Annotated in this window: 18 protein-coding genes and 1 riboswitch; of the genes, 11 read left to right on the top strand and 7 right to left on the bottom strand. The window is 43.7% G+C overall.

Translation table 11 applies throughout. The features are described from left to right. Positions 1 to 105: 105 nt before the first annotated feature. From H1R16_RS02745 to H1R16_RS02755, 3 genes are all read left to right on the top strand, one after another. On the top strand, positions 106 to 2,646 hold the full coding sequence (locus H1R16_RS02745; protein WP_181885775.1) for a TonB-dependent receptor domain-containing protein: 2,541 nt from the start codon (positions 106 to 108) through the stop codon (positions 2,644 to 2,646). A 35-nt stretch (positions 2,647 to 2,681) separates the two neighbouring features. Then, positions 2,682 to 3,863 carry a hypothetical protein gene (locus H1R16_RS02750; protein WP_181885774.1) on the top strand — a complete coding sequence of 394 codons (1,182 nt, stop codon included), beginning with the start codon at positions 2,682 to 2,684 and terminating at the stop codon, positions 3,861 to 3,863. A 184-nt stretch (positions 3,864 to 4,047) separates the two neighbouring features. Continuing rightward, a complete protein-coding gene (locus H1R16_RS02755; protein WP_181885773.1) occupies positions 4,048 to 4,431 on the top strand; it encodes a hypothetical protein in 384 nt (127 codons plus the stop codon). A 51-nt stretch (positions 4,432 to 4,482) separates the two neighbouring features. Here the strand turns inward: H1R16_RS02755 and hemL are convergent, their stop codons facing one another. Genes hemL through H1R16_RS02770 form a run of 3 tightly spaced genes read right to left on the bottom strand, consistent with a single transcriptional unit; the run spans position 4,483 to position 7,793 of the window. Then, on the bottom strand, positions 4,483 to 5,772 hold the full coding sequence (hemL, locus tag H1R16_RS02760; RefSeq protein ID WP_181885772.1) for a glutamate-1-semialdehyde 2,1-aminomutase: 1,290 nt from the start codon (positions 5,770 to 5,772) through the stop codon (positions 4,483 to 4,485). A gap of 37 nt (positions 5,773 to 5,809) precedes the next feature. After that, positions 5,810 to 6,862, bottom strand: coding sequence for a glucosaminidase domain-containing protein (locus H1R16_RS02765; protein WP_181885771.1), 1,053 nt, complete (start codon positions 6,860 to 6,862; stop codon positions 5,810 to 5,812). 19 nt (positions 6,863 to 6,881) lie between these two features. Continuing rightward, complete coding sequence (locus H1R16_RS02770) at positions 6,882 to 7,793, bottom strand: 1-aminocyclopropane-1-carboxylate deaminase/D-cysteine desulfhydrase (RefSeq protein ID WP_181885770.1); 912 nt, start codon at positions 7,791 to 7,793, stop codon at positions 6,882 to 6,884. A gap of 127 nt (positions 7,794 to 7,920) precedes the next feature. On the opposite strand from H1R16_RS02770, the gene H1R16_RS02775 reads away from it, so the two are divergent. From H1R16_RS02775 to H1R16_RS02795, 5 genes are all read left to right on the top strand, one after another. Next, a complete protein-coding gene (locus H1R16_RS02775; RefSeq protein ID WP_181885769.1) occupies positions 7,921 to 8,700 on the top strand; it encodes a hypothetical protein in 780 nt (259 codons plus the stop codon). A gap of 233 nt (positions 8,701 to 8,933) precedes the next feature. After that, a complete protein-coding gene (locus H1R16_RS02780) occupies positions 8,934 to 9,686 on the top strand; it encodes a dihydrodipicolinate reductase C-terminal domain-containing protein (protein ID WP_181885768.1) in 753 nt (250 codons plus the stop codon). Positions 9,687 to 9,888: 202 nt separating this feature from the next. Continuing rightward, positions 9,889 to 11,988 (top strand): TonB-dependent receptor plug domain-containing protein, encoded by a 2,100-nt coding sequence (locus H1R16_RS02785; RefSeq protein WP_181885767.1) that lies wholly within the window; start codon positions 9,889 to 9,891, stop codon positions 11,986 to 11,988. A 1-nt stretch (position 11,989) separates the two neighbouring features. Next, the gene (locus H1R16_RS02790) at positions 11,990 to 12,466 is read left to right on the top strand and encodes a thioredoxin family protein (RefSeq protein WP_181885766.1); all 477 of its coding nucleotides are present in this window, start codon (positions 11,990 to 11,992) and stop codon (positions 12,464 to 12,466) included. A 395-nt stretch (positions 12,467 to 12,861) separates the two neighbouring features. Then, positions 12,862 to 13,536 (top strand): hypothetical protein, encoded by a 675-nt coding sequence (locus tag H1R16_RS02795; RefSeq protein WP_181885765.1) that lies wholly within the window; start codon positions 12,862 to 12,864, stop codon positions 13,534 to 13,536. A 49-nt stretch (positions 13,537 to 13,585) separates the two neighbouring features. Here H1R16_RS02795 and H1R16_RS02800 read toward each other — a convergent pair whose 3' ends face one another. Continuing rightward, the gene (locus H1R16_RS02800) at positions 13,586 to 13,927 is read right to left on the bottom strand and encodes a hypothetical protein (RefSeq protein ID WP_181885764.1); all 342 of its coding nucleotides are present in this window, start codon (positions 13,925 to 13,927) and stop codon (positions 13,586 to 13,588) included. A gap of 39 nt (positions 13,928 to 13,966) precedes the next feature. On the opposite strand from H1R16_RS02800, the gene H1R16_RS02805 reads away from it, so the two are divergent. Together H1R16_RS02805 and H1R16_RS02810 are read left to right on the top strand one after the other, a co-directional pair. Further along, positions 13,967 to 14,143: a DUF5522 domain-containing protein gene (locus tag H1R16_RS02805; protein ID WP_181885763.1), complete on the top strand. Its 177-nt coding sequence runs from the start codon at positions 13,967 to 13,969 to the stop codon at positions 14,141 to 14,143. Positions 14,144 to 14,149: 6 nt separating this feature from the next. After that, on the top strand, positions 14,150 to 14,674 hold the full coding sequence (locus H1R16_RS02810) for a DUF4136 domain-containing protein (RefSeq protein ID WP_181885762.1): 525 nt from the start codon (positions 14,150 to 14,152) through the stop codon (positions 14,672 to 14,674). Positions 14,675 to 14,747: 73 nt separating this feature from the next. On the opposite strand, the gene H1R16_RS02815 is transcribed toward H1R16_RS02810, so the two are convergent. Genes H1R16_RS02815 through namA form a run of 3 tightly spaced genes read right to left on the bottom strand, consistent with a single transcriptional unit; the run spans position 14,748 to position 16,486 of the window. Then, the gene (locus H1R16_RS02815; RefSeq protein WP_181885761.1) at positions 14,748 to 15,080 is read right to left on the bottom strand and encodes a CCC motif membrane protein; all 333 of its coding nucleotides are present in this window, start codon (positions 15,078 to 15,080) and stop codon (positions 14,748 to 14,750) included. Between the two features lie 19 nt (positions 15,081 to 15,099). Beyond that, positions 15,100 to 15,390 carry a DUF2752 domain-containing protein gene (locus H1R16_RS02820; protein ID WP_181885760.1) on the bottom strand — a complete coding sequence of 97 codons (291 nt, stop codon included), beginning with the start codon at positions 15,388 to 15,390 and terminating at the stop codon, positions 15,100 to 15,102. A 49-nt stretch (positions 15,391 to 15,439) separates the two neighbouring features. Further along, the gene (namA, locus tag H1R16_RS02825) at positions 15,440 to 16,486 is read right to left on the bottom strand and encodes an NADPH dehydrogenase NamA (RefSeq protein ID WP_181885759.1); all 1,047 of its coding nucleotides are present in this window, start codon (positions 16,484 to 16,486) and stop codon (positions 15,440 to 15,442) included. 139 nt (positions 16,487 to 16,625) lie between these two features. Here namA and cdd point away from each other — a divergent pair, with 139 nt between their 5' ends. Then, positions 16,626 to 17,105 carry a cytidine deaminase gene (gene cdd, locus H1R16_RS02830; RefSeq protein ID WP_181885758.1) on the top strand — a complete coding sequence of 160 codons (480 nt, stop codon included), beginning with the start codon at positions 16,626 to 16,628 and terminating at the stop codon, positions 17,103 to 17,105. A 92-nt stretch (positions 17,106 to 17,197) separates the two neighbouring features. Then, positions 17,198 to 17,396: riboswitch (cobalamin riboswitch) on the top strand. The last annotated feature ends 40 nt before the right edge of the window (positions 17,397 to 17,436 follow it).

Raw genomic sequence — 17,436 nt, forward strand, 5'->3', positions numbered from 1 at the left:
CTAGGTGTTCATCATTTATTAAAACAAACTTAAAACTGCGTATACAGCATTTCGACGAGTTCAGAAGACCTTTGCACTGAAAGAAAAACAAGTTAAAACCAAGAAATGAAAATCACTAAACTAAGTGCAGGAGTAATGTTCCTTTTGGGAACCGCACAGGCACTTTCCGGCCAGCAGGCTCCGAATGACTCGCTTAAGAAAGAGAAAGAGATCGAAGGTGTAGTCCTTCGCGGCAGCATAAAAAAAGGTGCTGAAAGCAACCTGATCAGCCTGCAGCGAAAATCGGCTGAAGTAATAGAAAGAGTTGGCGCTGTACAGTTGGAGAAGCAAGGCGTCAGCGACGTATCAGTGGCAGTAACCAAAGCGACCGGCGCTCAAAAACAGGAAGGCAGCGGTCAGGTTTTCATTCGCGGACTGGGCGACAGAAGTAACTCTACAACTATGAATGGTCTGCCTATCCCATCCAATGACCCGGCTTATAAAAATATTGACCTCGGCATCGTAAAGACAGATATGATTGATTTCGTAGGACTCGAAAAAGTATACAATCCCAGACTTTGGGGCGATATGGCCGGGGCCAATGTGGACATCGTGTCTAAAATATACACCGGAAAGCCTTATTTTAAAGTAAATATAGGTTCATCGGTTAATTTTAATGCGTTTTCCAAGCCTAACTTTTACCTACAGAACGGGCCGGACTATCTGGGCTTTAAGCAAATTAACAAACCCAAAAATGCTAAAATTGCCCAATTCGGTTACGCCTTTAATACAGGCTGGCAGAACGAAGAAACATTTACTCCCATCAATTCATCCCTTGGGGTGGACTTTGGCAGGTCTTTCACAATTGGCGAAGAAGGTAAACTGAGTGTTTTCGGATTCGGCAACTTTGACAATGATTACAATTTTACTGAAGGCATCGTACGTTCAGTTGATAATTCGGGAGCACCATTAAAAGACCTATTGGGTCAGGAATTTACCTACGATACCAACACAACCGGTTTGCTGAACCTAAATTACCGCATCAACAGCAATCATACTGTAAAAGCGACCACCAACTATATACATACTACTGAGCAGAAACTCGGATTTTACGAAGGCTATATTCGGGACACCAATGAGGATCGCGCAAATGAAACTGCCCACCTTAGGAGGGCTGCCTACAAAACCAATGACCTGTGGATTAACCAGGTGGCAGGTGAGCACCGCATTACCGAACCTCTTAAACTTTCGTGGAATGTTGGCTACAACCGCCTGGACAGCAGAAGACCCGACAGACAGCAAAACATCTCGGTTCAAAACAGGAACACCGGTTTATATCACTTTATTGCCGGAAATGCCGGTGCAAATCACAGGTATTTCGACCGGTTACTGGAGAATGATTATGTGGGCAATATTCACGGAGACTATCAGCTAAATGACATGCTGAAGTTTACAGTAGGATATCGGGGTCGTTTCAAGGATTCTGATTTCCGAGCTACACAGTACAATTTTCGTGTAAAACTGGCACCGGGAAATTATTATGTAACTCCCGAAGATTATGGTGCATTCTTTAACTATGACAATTACCAGTCAGGTGCATTCTTCGACATCAGAACTTTCCGCGGAATTGTTGGTGCCGACGAGATGGCCCTGGTTCCACAATATTATCAGTCTGAAGTGATGAATCACGGTGCCTTTGCCAATGCTGAATTTAAAGCAGGCGAAAAGCTGACTGCCCAGCTGGGTGTAAGCTACGAAAACCTGCAGCAGTCGATTCTGTATAATACAAGTATCCAGGACGGTGATGTAGATAAGAACTATTCTAAGATTCTGCCTGCGCTGAACGTGAAATACAGTCTGAACGACCTGCACAACCTCCGACTCTCCGCATCAAAGACCTATACCACCCCACTTCTGCTGGAAGTTGCCCCTTTTGAATACGAAGATATAGATGAACTCAGCTTTGGAAATACCGACCTGAACCCGGCAGATAATTACAATCTGGACATTAAATGGGAATGGTTCCCTAAAAGAGGCGAACTGATATCAGCCACAGTATTTGGTAAATACATTACAGATCCCATTTCCAGGGTGACTGTAAACTCCTCCTCCAATTCAGTTTCGTTTGTTAATACTGGCGACAGCGGAATGATCTTCGGTGTAGAGGCCGAATTCAGAAAAGATCTGTATACACACGGAAATTCAAGACTGTACACGTTTATGAATGCCACTTATCTGAACACAGAACAGAAACTGGATGCCGGGAAGGTAGACAGGGAAAACCCAAACTCCAGGGTTGCTGTCTCATTTATCAGCACAAAAGACAAAATGCAGGGCGCTTCCGATTTTCTTGCCAACGTTAACCTTGGCTGGGAGCAGAAGTGGAACCGTAACACAATGGATGTGGTACTCTCCCTCTCTCATATTTCGGATAATATTTATGCCTTGGGTTATGAAAGCAAAGGAAACCTGGTAGACAAATCCGTGAACCTTCTGGACGCTACGGTAAGGTTCTCCCTGAATAACGGTCTGGGCATTTCGGCCAGTGCAAAAAATTTACTCAACACAAACTTCACCCGCGTTCAGGCCAACGGCAACGGTGATGTAGTGGTAAGGGACTACAAAAAAGGAATCAGCGCCGGAATCGGTATATCCTATCAGTTTTAAAATTAAAACCAAAATAATCTAAAAAAAGTTTTACTATGAAAAAGAACAATCTGAAAGTAATGGCAGCAGCACTTATTCTGAGCACCAGCACATTGGCAGTGCAGTCCTGCAGCAATGACGACGATCCCATAATCACTTCACCTGCAGGAAGTTTTGAACCGGGCAATTTCAAAGGAGAAATCACTTCAGGAAATGTGGTTACCCTGGATCCCTCTAAAGTCTATAAACTTACCGGCGCGGTAAGCGTAAAAGAAGGCGGCAAGCTGATCATTCCTGCCGGAACAAGAATTGAGGCCACAGGCGGAACATCAGCCTATATTACAGTGGAACAGGGCGGACAAATCTTTGCCAACGGTACTGCCGCTGCTCCTGTAGTATTTACGGCATCCAATGCTACTCCCGGTGCCTGGGGAGGTGTTGTTATCTGCGGACGCGCACCAATAAATAAAGGAACCACAGCAATGTCTGAAGTAGGAAATGCAACATACGGCGGAACCATAGCCAATGATAACTCCGGCGTGCTGAACTTCGTGCGAATAGAATATGCCGGAGCCATCTTCACCGCTGAAAAAGAGTTTAACGGACTTTCTCTGTTCGCAGTGGGCAATGGTACTCAAATAAACAATCTGGCTGTTGTAAACGGTTCGGATGACGGCATTGAATTCTTTGGCGGAACTGTAAATGCAACCAATATCCTTTCTGTAGGTAATGAAGATGATGCTTTCGACTGGACAGAAGGCTGGAACGGTACTGTAAGCGGAGTTTATACCAAAAGAAGAGCGGACAATACAGGGAATAGAGGGATTGAAGCGGATAACAATTCAAACAACAGAGATGCAAACCCAAGATCGAACCCTACAATCAAGAACGCAACATTCATAGGCGCACTTACAGGTGAGGCTGACGGGATAAAGCTTAGAGAGGGAACCTATGCAACAATAGACAATGTTGTTCTTTCGGGCTGGAAAACCGGTATCAATGTAGAACATGACCAGTCCGTGACCTTCTTCAACGGTGGTGGCAAAATTACCAACGTCAAATTTGACAATGTACAAACCGAAGCATCAGCGAAAGCTACGGCGGTAGGTACCACTCCTGGTGTTACTGTGCCGGTACTTCCGGGCACATTTACTGTAAATGCTGCAGCTACAGGAGCAGGAGGAAGCAACGGGACAGGACTCCCGTCATGGGCTACAGGCTGGAGCGGACTGTTTTAACGAACTTTTTTTCTTTCATTCATATCACCAAGACACCGGAACATCCGGTGTTTTTTCGTTTTAAACAGAATCCTATATTAACTTTTTCGGCTCCAATGTTAATTTAATATGAATCTTTTGTTAATTCAACAATAATTATCTTACTTTGAATTAATAAATATGCAGGACCCAAAATAAATGAAATATGAAAAAGAGAATGATTAAAACAGCAGCGCTGGTAACTTTACTGTTATTGGGCTTTGCAGGATCTGTAAAAGCACAGCAAAATAATTTAATTGAGGAAGTCAGGATATCAAATAATGAAGATTTTACACAACTCAGGAACATAATACAGCAGAATTTCGATTTTGCTGATGCACAACTTACCGAAGGCACAACTAATACCGTAGTGAAGTTTGAAATTTCGGCTACCGGGAAAATCGAAAACGTACATGCCGAAAGCAGCTGCAAATACATCAACAAAAACCTTGAAAATGCATTAAGTGACCTGCAGTTCCGGTTTAAGGGACAGCGCGAAAGAACGTATATTTATGTGTTGCCGGTTCAGATCGCCATAGCCTCCCGCTAGATATTTTGATGATGAGAAAAACGAAACCGGCTCCCAGGGGAACCGGTTTTATTATTTGTTTGAGTATTCAAAACTTTGAACAGCCTCCAGAGTTCGATTGATTTCCTCCTCTTTCACTGCATCACTGATGAAATAGGTTTCGTAGCCACTTGGCGGCAGGTAGATTCCGTTTTTCAGCATATGATGGAAGAAATTGTTAAAAAGCGAATGGTTGGCACGTTGCGCCTCATCAAAATCTGAAACAGCGGCAATATGGAAAAAAACGCTCATCATAGAACCTTTCCTGTTAATTCGGTGTTGAATATCCTTACTGTTCAGTATCTTACCAATTTCAAAATCAAGGGTTTCCGTTGTTTTGTTGATGCGGTCGTAGAAACCGGCATCATTTTTTATAAGCTTAAGCGTTTCCAATCCTGCACGCATGGCCAATGGATTTCCGCTTAAGGTTCCGGCCTGATATACCGCACCTTTAGGTGCCAAATGGTCCATAATCTCATTCCTTCCCGCAAAAGCTCCTACCGGAAGTCCACCGCCTATCACCTTTCCGTAAGTCACCAGGTCCGCTTTTACGCCAAACGCCTCCTGCGCACCACCGAAAGCCAGTCTGAAACCGGTCATTACTTCATCGAAAATCAATAAGGCACCATTTGCATCACATACCTTTCTCAGTTCCTGCAGGAAATTATTTTCAGGTAAAACGCAGCCCATATTCCCAGCCACAGGTTCAATGATCACTGCGGCTATTTCACCTTCGTTATGTCGGAAAAGATCCTGAACCTGCTCAATATCGTTATAACGTGCAAGTAAAGTATCCCTGGCTGTTCCCTGGGTGATCCCCGGTGAATTCGGATTGCCGAAAGTTACCGCACCGCTTCCCGCTTTAATCAGGAAAGAATCGGAATGTCCATGATAACATCCTTCGAACTTTACGATTTTATCTCTCTGCGTAAAACCTCTGGCCAAACGGACCGCACTCATACAGGCTTCGGTTCCGGAAGATACCATACGGATCTGCTCTACATTGGGAACATTATTCACTATGAATCTGGCGACTTCAGTCTCCAATTCTGTAGGTGTACCAAAGGAAAATCCTTTCTCAGCCTGCTTCTGGATCGCCTCCAGAACTACCGGATGGGTATGGCCTACAATCGCAGGTCCCCAGGAATTGATATAATCTATATAAGTACGGCCGTCTTCATCTGTAAGATAAGCTCCTTTTGCAGATTTCATAAAGACTGGCACTCCACCCACAGATTTGAAAGCACGGACGGGCGAATTAACGCCGCCCGGAATATAGCGCTGCGCTTCGGTAAAAAGCGCAGAACTTCTTTGATATATCATCAGTTTATTTTTAAGTAATGTGAAAAGGGCCTCTCAACTATCTTGGCTTGCGTCCCTGCAGGAATACAAGGTCTCCGGCACGGACCTTCTTACCGTCTTCCATACGGTTTTTGGCCAAAAGTTTATCCAGCCTTACGCCGAATTTCTGGGCGATAGCATGCATATCTTCGCCAACCTCGGCTTTATAGGCAGGAACATTTCCTTCGGCACTTTTAGACTCCAGAAAAACGATATCGTTCTGCTTCAGTTTGCCGCTGTTCATATCATTCCATTTCATCAGGCGGCTTTCGCTGATGCCGAATTTATCAGCAATCTGCATAAGATCCATATCCGCCGGAACTACAAGGTATTTCATTCCGCCGTTGGGATGATTCTTGACCAGTACCTCCTTCAGAAGATCGCTGTTCTTCAGTTGCTGAACTTTCTTCTGTTGCGTTGCATAGGATGTCTGCTCGTAACGTACCTTAATAGTTTTAGCCTGGCTGTCAGCCGTTGACTTCCGGCCTGGGTTCATCTGTGCCAGGAAAGTACGGTCGTCCTGTAGGGACGGATATCTGCTTAGCAAAGCTGCATAGACAGATTTGGAGTCGGTATTATCGTACTCGTAAAGTTTGTGTCTTTCTATGATTGAAAGAAGGATTTGGGCATATCTTGGATTAGTGGCGTAACCAGCCTTTTTCAGACCGTGCGCCCATCCCTTATAATCTTTGATGTCGAGTTTAAAAAGATTGACGTAGTATTTTCTTTCGGCCAGGAAGCGTGAATGGTCTTCGTAGCTTTGGCGCACATCCTCATAAACGCGGAAACATTCGTTTGGAGCATCATCATTATGCCTCATCGTTTTCCCCGTCCATTCATCCTTGCATTTAATTCCGAAATGGTTATTACCTTCCTTTGCAAGCCGGCTTTGTCCCGCACCGGTTTCCAGAAGTCCCTGTGCCAAGGTAATTGAGGCCGGAATTTTAAACTTTTCCATTTCCTCTACCGCATACGGTGCAAATCTTTGAATATATTGTTCGTCGGTGGTCCAGGTTTGGCCCTGAATTTGTGATAAAATAATCAGTGCTAAAGCAATAAATATTTTTCTCATAAGCGGTTGTTTACTCAACTTAATATGTTTTAATTAGTGGTCGGCCCTTCCTGCTCAGCAGGAGATTTGCCCCTTCTATACCCTGCATTCCACCTGTATGGAAAGCCAGAATTTTACTTCCTTTAGGAAAATATCCTGCTTCTATCAGGTCAAAAATATGCTGCATCAGCTTGCCTGTATACACAGGGTCCAGCTGTATACCGTATTTCTCTGCAAAAACATTTATAAAACGAATATTTTCGTCAGTTATTTTGCCGTAAGCATCATTTATTCCGCTAATCAGCGTAAAATTTCTTTTACCTGAAAAACTTAATACAGACTCCTCAAGCGAGTTATCATTTACTGTCTTAAATCCCAAGATCTTCTGATTTGCTGTTGCAAACTTTGATATCCCGGCCACAGTACCGCCGGTGCCAACGGCGCAGCAAAGATAATCAAAACTTTTTGTTTGCTCATTCAGCATGTGCTGGACGCCGTTTACAGCCAATTCATTGGTCCCTCCTTCCGGTATCACCACGGCTTCCGGAAATTCCTGCAGCAGCATTTCAGTCAGTTCCGGCTTGTTGCGGTATTGTTGTCTGGAAACAAACCGAAAGGTCATTCCCTTTGCCGCGGCGAAACTCAGTGTTGGGTTATCCTGCCATTTATCGGCTAGCTCATCACCACGTATAATTCCGGTTGTTGGTATATTTTCGCTGTTTCCCAGTGCACCAACTGCGGCAATATGGTTGGAAAAAGCTCCACCGAAAGTAATCAAACGTGGATTTGCCGGCTTCTGTGCCATATATCTGTTGATATTGTAGAAAAGTTTCCAGTATTTATTCCCTGAAATTTCAGGATGGATAAGATCTTCCCTTTTTATGAAAAGGCGCACATCGCTGTTTTCCAGAGGAATTTCGGTAATTGGGATGTCCGTTTCAGGAAAAATCATCCGGCAAAGTTGGGAAAAAGATTGCAATCAAAAAGAAAATAGAACGGAAATTGAAAAGTGCCGCTTCATGGAGACAACTGAATACTATTTAAACTTTAAGCTAAATTAGAGCTCGTAAATTAAGATTATGAATAGATATCCTCCCAAAAGTGTCATCAAGCAATTACGTGATGAATCCAAATTCATGTGCTCGGCAGAAAATTGTAGCGTTCCATATCTGGAATATCATCATTTTGATCCGCCATGGCACTTGGAAAATCATCATAGAGTAAACGGTATGATTGCACTTTGTCCCCTACACCATCGACAAGCGGATGGTGGTGCATGGACAACAAAACAGCTCCACGAATTAAAAAGGCGCAATAGCACAATAAATCACGAAGAAATTAGTGGTAGATTTAATTACTTAAGAAATGAATTTTTACTAAACGCAGGCGGGAACTTTTATTATAAGAACAAGTACGCAGAAATAGCCTTAGGCAAAAATCGACTTGTATGGTTTGAGAATGTAGATGAAGGATTTAAAGCTTTAAACATCGAACTGTTTGATGGCGATCAACAGACATACTTCCGTATCGAGAATAATTCCTGGAAGATAGCGAAGCACATAAAAGATGTAGAATGTCCACCTAACGGTAAATCTTTAAAGGTTGATTTTACAAACGGAAACTTTATAAAAATTTCATTTGTAGAGATTCCTGATGTAAGTTCCTTAGTTAATAAAGTGGGCGAGTTTTGTTCCGGCAAATTAAGGCAAGAATCACCAATTACGCTAGTTTCAGTTGGTTTAAAACTTAAGGAATACAATATTCACTTTCAGGCTAATAAATCACTTATCGGTAATAATACGATGCAGGGACTAATATCAACCGATAATCCTGTGGGATTATGGTTGCCTGAGAAGTAATATTTACGATAATGATATTTATACTGCAATTGTAAAAGCATTTATAAATTCAACGTCCAGATTTCCTGTTTATAGAACCTAATTCTCTAACGAATTGTCAGGCGACAGCATGCAGTAGGCGAAAACATGCACAACTCTCCAACGGGAATTGAATTCGTCATAAAACTTCAAATCCTTATATTTACGAAGCGTTTAGTGAAATAACCCCTGCGTAACGGTATAAAAAGAGATATATGAAAATAGGTTTACTTGGTTTTGGAAAGACAGGAAAAGCAGTTGCAAATGTAATTCTGCAAAATAAAAATTTTCAGCTGCAATGGGTGCTCAAACGCAGTACCCTACTCGAAAACAGAAATGCAGCCGAATTTCTTGGCGTAGATTCTGAGGATTCCGGACTCATCGTTTCCAGTGCCAGCATGACCGTGCCCGACCTTCTGGATAAACATCCTGTGGATATTATTATCGACTTCTCCTCGGATTCAGGGATTCACACCTATGGTCACTATGCAGCGGAGCGTGGCATCAAAATCATTTCTGCAGTCTCCCATTATAAAGAAGAGGAACTGCAGTTGCTGCAAGAGCTCGCTGCTCAAACGGTGGTATTCTGGAGCCCAAATATAACACTGGGCGTAAACTATCTGCTGTTCGCAGCCAAATTCCTGAAAAAAATTGCTCCTGATGTTGACATCGTGATCGTTGAAGAACATTTTAAAGAAAAGGACGGAATTTCCGGAACTGCAGCCAAGATTGCTGAAGCTTTAGATGTTGAGAAGTCAGAGATCAACTCTGTACGCGCAGGGGGAATCGTGGGCAAGCATGAGGTGGTATTTGGCTTCCCCTATCAAACGGTAAGACTTACGCATGAATCCATTTCACGGGATGCCTTTGGTAACGGAGTGCTGTTTGTGGCAGGTAACCTGACCGACAAAACCAGTGGCCTTTATAATTTCGAGGACATTCTACTGCCGTATTTCTCTACGAATTAGATAAAATCGTCCGATTCCTGCTTACCCAGAATGCGTGACTTCTACTTTCTCTTTGGGACGATACTGGACCGATGCCTAAATCAACAGCATTTTCGCCTTAATCACTGATGTAAATATTTTGCTGTCAGCACCAAAACAGTAAAGCAATTTCTATTTGTTAGAGTTGTCTAACTTTTGTAGATTTACAACTCAAACTTTACAGATGAAATTAAGGTTACTCTTTCAAATGGTATTTCTGCCGGTGATGTATTATTCTCAAAGCATTCCAGCAGACAGCACGTCGCTGGTAGTCTCCACTCCAGATACGATAGCGGAAAAGACCGCTTCTTCAATAGACGAGGTGGTAATTTCCGGCACTATGAAACCGGTAAGGCGGTTAGACAGTCCAATACCGGTAGAGGTTTACTCACCGGCATTCTTCAGGAAAAATCCAACACCTAATATCTTTGATGCGCTTCAGAATGTAAATGGAGTGCGGCCACAACTGAACTGTAATATCTGCAGTACCGGCGACATACACATCAACGGTCTGGAAGGCCCTTATACCATGGTACTGATTGACGGAATGCCAATGGTTAGTTCTTTGGGTACCGTGTATGGTCTCACCGGAATTCCAAATTCCCTGGTCGAGAGGATTGAAATTGTGAAAGGCCCCGCCTCCTCGCTTTACGGAAGTGAAGCGGTGGGTGGCATCATTAACATTATCACCAAAAAAGCGGAAAACGCACCGACTTTCAGCGCCGACGTGATGTCGACCACCTGGTCTGAGCATAATATTGATCTGGGGTTCCGTATGAAGGCAGGAAAAGGCATCAGCGTGCTCACCGGCGTCAATTATTACAGTTCTAATGAGACCACTGATAACAACAAAGATCAGTTTACCGATGTTCCGCTTCAGAATCGGATATCGGTATTTCAGAAATGGGATTTCAGGCGTCCTGAAAACAGACTTTTCAGCGTTGCGGCAAGATATCTGTACGAAGACCGCTGGGGCGGCGATGTACGCTGGAACCGTTCCTACCGCGGCGGAAACGAAATTTATGGCGAGAGCATTTATACTAACCGTGGAGAACTCTTTGGCGCCTACCAACTACCGGTTCGGGAGAGCATGAATCTGGGTTTCTCCTTTGTAAACCATGACCAGGACAGCCGCTACGGAACGTTAAGTTATATTGCGAATCAGAAAGTCGCCTTCGGACAGCTGGCCTGGGACCGCCTTTTTGGAAAACATGACCTGCTTGCAGGTGCAGCAGTGCGTTACACTTATTATGATGACAATACCCCGGCCACGGTAAATCAATCCAATACCAATCAGCCCGAAAAAGTGCTTTTGCCGGGCGTCTTTATCCAGGATGAAATAAAACTCAACAGCAGTCACAGTGTCCTGGCGGGTCTTCGGTATGATTATAATCAAAGCCACGGATCCATCCTCACGCCAAGATTTGCTTACAAGTGGGCACCTAACGAAGAGAATATCCTGAGATTCAATGCCGGAACCGGCTTCCGTGTGGTTAATCTCTTTACGGAAGACCATGCAGCACTCACAGGGTCACGGGACATTCTGATCCTGACCGGGTTGAAACCTGAGCAATCCTATAACGCCAATCTAAATTACACAAAGAAAATCTATCAGGAGTCAGGGACGTTTATCAATCTGGAAGCAACAGCTTTTTACACTTACTTTACCAACCGGATAGTGCCTGATTACGAAACCGACTTTAACAAAATCATTTACGATAATCTGAAAGGCCATGCAGTAAGTCGCGGACTGAGCCTGAATGCGGACCTGAACCACAGCAGCGGTGTGAAATTGATCCTGGGTGCGACACTTATGGACAACACACTAACTGAAAACGACGTGCGAAAACATCAGTTGCTTACTGAGAACTTTACCGGTACATGGGCTATATCTTACAGGATCCGAAATTCTAATCTGTTACTGGATTATACCGGAAACGTATACAGTCCCATGCACCTGCCGCTTTTAGGCGCTTTGGACCCACGGAAACCCAGATCACCGTGGTGGAGCATACAGAATATGCAGATAACCTATGATGGCCTGAAGAAGTGGGAAATTTATGCTGGGATAAAAAACCTGCTGAACTGGACACCGAACCGCGGAAACCCTTTCCTGATCGCGCGAAGCCATGACCCGTTTGACCAAAACGTGGTGTTCGATCCTTCGGGCCAGGCAGTCGCCACACCGGAAAATCCGTACGCACTCACCTTTGATCCCACCTATGTGTACGCACCCAACCAGGGAATACGTGGATTCCTGGGTGTCAGGTTTAAACTGGACTGATATGAAATTGGCTGCCGCATTTATTCTGTTTTTACTTCCTACGATGATGTTTTCGCAAAGCAATAATGAAAGCACTGATAAACATGCACTGGAAGAAGCACAAATCCGCCGTTCCGAAGCGGCCCGTCCGCTGATTATATTTATAACTGCCAACTGGTGCAGCTACTGCAGACTGATGAAGAAAAAGGTCTTCGGTAATGCTAACGTAGCCACAAAGATTGAGTCAGGTTTTTACTTTGCAGAACTCAATGGCGGGTATACGAAACCAATTAAATGGGAGGGAAAAACCTACTGGTTTGCACCCACGGGCGCGGGCACCGGAACACATGAGCTGGCGTTTCATTTGGGTGCCGTAAACGGAAAACTCTCCTACCCAACGATGGTTATTCTTGATGAAAATAATCAAGTTCTGTACCGGTACAGCGGCTATCTGAAAAGTCATGAACTGCTGGAGTTACTGGGCCATTTCAAAAAGTGATGGTCAGTTACTAAGTTTTCCCAGCTGGAAATCCGCTGGAGCAAAGGGTACAGGCAATGACTGGTGTGAACATTATTTAACTGTATTTGATTAACAGATAAGGTACGACAACTGTGAGATAGCTATTCAACTCTACGTTTGCCTGCCCTAAATGACCTTGTAATCAAATTCAAGCTTTATGAATGGTTCAACTATTTGTACATTTCATCCGGGATAAACACCAGTTATATACTTTCTGCGCACAAAAAAACTTAATCGCGTGCAAAACCAACTTTTGGCCGGCTTATGGCTCTGTTCAACTACGGGCACGACCTAAGTGCTGAAATCAAAATGACCAACCATTTAAAAGGAGCGTATGCCGAAAAGCTTAAGAGTAGGTAGGGAAATAAATAAAGATGAAGTTCAAAATTACAGTAGAGAGCATTAAAACAGTAGAAGAGATTACGGGGTATTGGCAGAATCAGGACTATATCAATTTAATGGAACGGTTTAATTTTCCTGATGCGGGCACCCTGAAACCGGAGAATCTAAACGAAATGCTGCAGATGGCCATTACAGATTTCGAACCGAATGAAGCGGCCGCAATCGTTTTAAACTATAAACTTTCTGAACGACTGAATGAAGGTCAGATCGCTCAGATATCCAATGACATGCTTTTAGACAAAGTATCTGAAGAGTACCCGGAAATTGATTTGCATTACGATCTCTTTAATATTAACCAATTGCTGCATAAGGCATATAACGGGAAATTCCCTAATGCAAAAGCAATAGTGGCAGATTTTTCCATGGTTTCCAGCGAGGGCTATGAGGGAGAAATTACAAAGGAGATGGTACTTAAATCTTTTAATAATGGACTTTCTGACGGAAATCTAATCAAAAGGTTATTTACCGAACAGATGAGCACCGACCAGAAATTTACTGAAGCAGAAGCGGTTATCTGGGAATTAAATACAGAAGATTCCATAAGTTTTACGTTGATTACTTCAGAATATTGGTTAAACAAACAGGATATCTTAGCTCCGGAATTTGAAGGCGAATGCCTTTTGCCGAAAGAGGAGGAAACCGAATAATCACGGTCAGTTCATTTTGGGCTTGCCATACAACTCCATTGGGGTTTATTCAAGCTGAAGTCTTTCCTACAAACTTCCAGAATCCCCAAAGTTTTCGTCTGCGCAGGTAGTTAAAGTCGTGTTCATAGCTGTAGGCTTCACGTTCAAAGGAAATGGACTGGTAAGCACGGTGGCCGTTACGGAGCCGCATATACCAGTAAAAATACTCAAGGACATACCAAAGGTAGAAGAAAACGATAAATAGTTCCAGTTGCTGGCGCAGGTGTATTTTCTCGTGGTTCAGCAGGGTTCGGTTGCGGCGGAGCTCAGGATTTCTCAGGAAAATAAAGGGATAAAGGGTGATCCCTGAAATTTTTGTATTTTTGAGAAGCCATGTCCAGATAATGATCATGGCACAAAGATAAAATTTTCAGCTTTTCTTTTTTAACCAATGCCAATCAATCCAATCAAAGAGAACGAGGACTTTTATTATAACGAACAGGGTTATAAAGTCTTTACCGAAACTTATCATCTGAAGCGCGGATACTGCTGCAAAAGCGGCTGCAAACACTGCCCGTACGGATACGATAAGAAAACTGACACCTTCAAGAAACCAATTAAAAAATAAGCAGTTATGAAAAAATATCTTCTATTGATTCTAGCTTCGGCTACGCTGGGACTTACTTCCTGCAGCCCTTTCAACGTACGTTCCGATTATGCTGAAACCGCAAGCTTCAACACTTACAGAACCTATAAATTAAGAATTGATGACCTTAAGCTTAACGATATTGACAAAGACCGTGTTCTGAACGAAGTTTCCCGCCAACTGCAAACCAAAGGGCTCAGCGTTTCGGAAAACCCGGATCTCATTATTAATGTGAAAGCTAACCACAAAAAGATTAAAGACATCCAAAGCAGGAATCCTTACGGCATGTACGGGTGGGGCGGACCTTTCGGTTGGGGCGTAGGCATGAGCCGCACGTGGACTTCCAACCATAACGAAGGTGCACTGATCATTGACCTTATAGATGCCAAATCCAACAAACTGGTTTGGCAGGGAATCGGCAGTGGTATTTCGGTAGACTCACCGCGATCCAAGCAAAAACAAATTCCGCAAATTGTAGCTGAAATAATGGCCAATTATCCGCCAAAAAAATAGCAACAGTATTTTATAGTAAACAGAAAGACCGCCCCATTGACTGGAGCGGTCTTTTACTTTGACAGTACTTTCTTTACTGACCCATCAGGTCACGTAACCTTTCCTGCATAAGCTCCTGGTCTGAAAGTGCGTCCAGTCCAACAGTCATTATCAGGATTACCATGTAAATTACTGTAAGAGCGCTCAGTGCAATACCCACATAACAAAGAATCTTTCCGGTCTTCAAGGTTTGAAAATCGGTGTAAAGTGTTGGATTGGCCAGGTACAGTGCTTCATCTTTTTTAGCCAGCACAAGACCTACAATGCCGCACACCAGTCCAATAATACCGTAGCAGCAGCATCCCAGGATGGAAATGATACCCAGTACAAGCACAAGCGTGGAATTTGGTAGTTTCTGTTCGTTCATAGTTTATTATTTAAGTTGTTTATTTAAACAGGAAATCATTGCGCATAAAGTAAGAAATAACCATGATTACTGAGTTCAGAATGGCCATGATCACCAGCGCAGAAGCATAATTTCTTTTTTTATCCAGAAAATGCAGGGCTACAGTAATACCGAAAACGATCAGCGTATATACTGCCGGAAACAGCTGGAAAGCTTCCGCAAATCTGCCTTCCCAAACCATAAGCATCGCGCGCTGTGCGCCGCAGCCAAAACACTCAATGCCGAATATCTTTTTATTCAGGCAGGAAACCATATAATCTTCCGCAGCCATCTTTAAATTTTATGCTTTCAATAATACAACTTTTTTTGCTTCTGACACATCAAATCTTCGCACGTTCATATTGGTGCGGAAAAGGACAGTCGGCGTTGGAATCAAGCGCGCCCTGAATCGCCAAATAGGGATTCCTCAGGATTTCCCGGGCCACAAAAATAAGATCGGCTTTTTCTTGCTGAAGAATCTCCTCCGCCTGTGCGGCACTGGTAATAAGACCCACAGCACCGGCAGGAATATTTGCTTCTTTTTTAATCTTTTCGGCAAAAGGAACCTGGTAGCCATCAAAGACGGAGATACGTGCACCGTGAATGTTTCCGCCACTTGAAACATCAATCAGATCCACTCCTTTTTCCTTCATAATTTTCGCAAGCTGCACACTTTCCTCCAGGTCCCAGCCGTTTTCGGCATATTCGGTAGCAGAAATGCGCACGAACAGCGGATGATCATCGTCCAGGAGCTCCTGAACAGCCTCAACAATTTCGAGCAGGAATCGGCTGCGGTTCTCAAAACTGCCGCCATAACTGTCTGTCCGGACATTGGATAATGGCGAAAGAAACTGGTGAATCAGATAGCCGTGCGCGGCGTGGATTTCAATAAGGTCAAAACCGGCATCAAGGGCTCTTTTCGCAGCATCGCGGAAAGCCTGAACGAGACCGGCAATTTCTTCAGCGGTAAGCTCGTGCGGCGTACGCTCACTTTCTTCATAAGGAATAGGAGAAGGTGCTACCGTTGCCCAACCTTCCTCCAGAGAGATTTGCTTTCCGTTCCAGGTAGATGCTTTTCGGCCGGCATGAGCCAGCTGAATACCGATCTTACTCCCTGAATTTTCATGTACAAAATTTACGATCTTCCTAAGTTTTTCTGCCTGATCATCATTCCAGATACCCATGCAACCGTTAGTGATTCTACCTTCGGGCACCACGCCGGTGGCCTCTACGATTAGCAGCCCTGTACCGCCCTGAGCGCGGCTGCCATAGTGAACGGTATGGAAATCACTGGCCAAACCATCTTCACAGGAATACATACACATGGGCGACATCACCCAGCGGTTTTTCAGTTCAAGGTTCCGGAATTTTATCGGAGTATAAAGCATATCTGAATTTAATTTTTGTTAAAGTGTAAAGTTAGTGATTACGGCAGGAATTTGCGAATTGCACCGCAATTGAGGCAATCTACCGACTGCACCTATTTTAAAGTAAAAACAGTTACCTTTACTTTCCTATTTTCACTGCATGCAAAAAGAAATCAAGATCCTGTTTGAGGAAATCGCCGGTTATTCCGAACTGAATGAGACCGAAAAACAACTGTTCGAGGCGGCCAAAAAAGTAAGGGAATCGGCGTATGCGCCCTACTCTCACTTCAAGGTGGGCTGCGCGGTCCTGTTGGAAAACGGTGAAATCGTTACCGGAAGCAACCAGGAGAATGCGGCATATCCATCAGGGTTATGCGCCGAAAGAACCACGATTTACTGGACTTCCGCAAACTATCCCGGCGTGAAAATGAAAAAACTTTTTGTAATAGGCGCTCCCGATTCGCCTCTTGGATCCACCCCTATCCCACCCTGCGGTTCGTGCCGGCAGTCCATTCTGGAGTATGAAGCTCTGCAGGGAGAAAAAATAGAAATCTACTTTACTTCACTCAGCGGTCAAATCTTCAAGACTTCATCAGTTCGCGACCTGCTTCCTTTCTCCTTTGACTCTAGTTTTCTGTAAATTATTTAACAAAAACAGTATTCTATTCCTCTGACATTCCGCCAGTTGTGCCTGCCTGTGCGACATTTTGCGGCTCATATATTCTTCAACCTAAAATAAAGATTATCTTTGCGCCACTTTCAGAAAAGGGAATCACGTGCAATCCGTGAACTGTCCCCGCAACTGTAAATCACACGCCAATAGAGGTTTTAGACCTCTAAAAGCAAAATATTTGTTTAACAAATGCCACTGGAAACGGGAAGGCAAAACAAATGTGAAAGTCAGGAGACCTTGCTGAAATACTGTTTTTTTTTAATCGCTTTCGGAGGAAAAGTCGGATTACTGAGGGTTT

It is taken from the genome of Marnyiella aurantia (assembly GCF_014041915.1).
GTDB lineage: Bacteria > Bacteroidota > Bacteroidia > Flavobacteriales > Weeksellaceae > Marnyiella > Marnyiella aurantia.

Bases quoted from the DNA above. Each gene is read 5' to 3' on its own strand.
- H1R16_RS02745 (WP_181885775.1), top strand. From the start codon at position 106: ATGAAAATCACTAAACTAAGTGCAGGAGTAATGTTCCTTTTGGGAACC.
- H1R16_RS02750 (WP_181885774.1), top strand. From the start codon at position 2,682: ATGAAAAAGAACAATCTGAAAGTAATGGCAGCAGCACTTATTCTGAGC.
- H1R16_RS02755 (WP_181885773.1), top strand. From the start codon at position 4,048: ATGAAAAAGAGAATGATTAAAACAGCAGCGCTGGTAACTTTACTGTTA.
- hemL (WP_181885772.1), bottom strand. From the start codon at position 5,772: ATGATATATCAAAGAAGTTCTGCGCTTTTTACCGAAGCGCAGCGCTAT.
- H1R16_RS02765 (WP_181885771.1), bottom strand. From the start codon at position 6,862: ATGAGAAAAATATTTATTGCTTTAGCACTGATTATTTTATCACAAATT.
- H1R16_RS02770 (WP_181885770.1), bottom strand. From the start codon at position 7,793: ATGATTTTTCCTGAAACGGACATCCCAATTACCGAAATTCCTCTGGAA.
- H1R16_RS02775 (WP_181885769.1), top strand. From the start codon at position 7,921: ATGAATAGATATCCTCCCAAAAGTGTCATCAAGCAATTACGTGATGAA.
- H1R16_RS02780 (WP_181885768.1), top strand. From the start codon at position 8,934: ATGAAAATAGGTTTACTTGGTTTTGGAAAGACAGGAAAAGCAGTTGCA.
- H1R16_RS02785 (WP_181885767.1), top strand. From the start codon at position 9,889: ATGAAATTAAGGTTACTCTTTCAAATGGTATTTCTGCCGGTGATGTAT.
- H1R16_RS02790 (WP_181885766.1), top strand. From the start codon at position 11,990: ATGAAATTGGCTGCCGCATTTATTCTGTTTTTACTTCCTACGATGATG.
- H1R16_RS02795 (WP_181885765.1), top strand. From the start codon at position 12,862: ATGAAGTTCAAAATTACAGTAGAGAGCATTAAAACAGTAGAAGAGATT.
- H1R16_RS02800 (WP_181885764.1), bottom strand. From the start codon at position 13,927: ATGATCATTATCTGGACATGGCTTCTCAAAAATACAAAAATTTCAGGG.
- H1R16_RS02805 (WP_181885763.1), top strand. From the start codon at position 13,967: ATGCCAATCAATCCAATCAAAGAGAACGAGGACTTTTATTATAACGAA.
- H1R16_RS02810 (WP_181885762.1), top strand. From the start codon at position 14,150: ATGAAAAAATATCTTCTATTGATTCTAGCTTCGGCTACGCTGGGACTT.
- H1R16_RS02815 (WP_181885761.1), bottom strand. From the start codon at position 15,080: ATGAACGAACAGAAACTACCAAATTCCACGCTTGTGCTTGTACTGGGT.
- H1R16_RS02820 (WP_181885760.1), bottom strand. From the start codon at position 15,390: ATGGCTGCGGAAGATTATATGGTTTCCTGCCTGAATAAAAAGATATTC.
- namA (WP_181885759.1), bottom strand. From the start codon at position 16,486: ATGCTTTATACTCCGATAAAATTCCGGAACCTTGAACTGAAAAACCGC.
- cdd (WP_181885758.1), top strand. From the start codon at position 16,626: ATGCAAAAAGAAATCAAGATCCTGTTTGAGGAAATCGCCGGTTATTCC.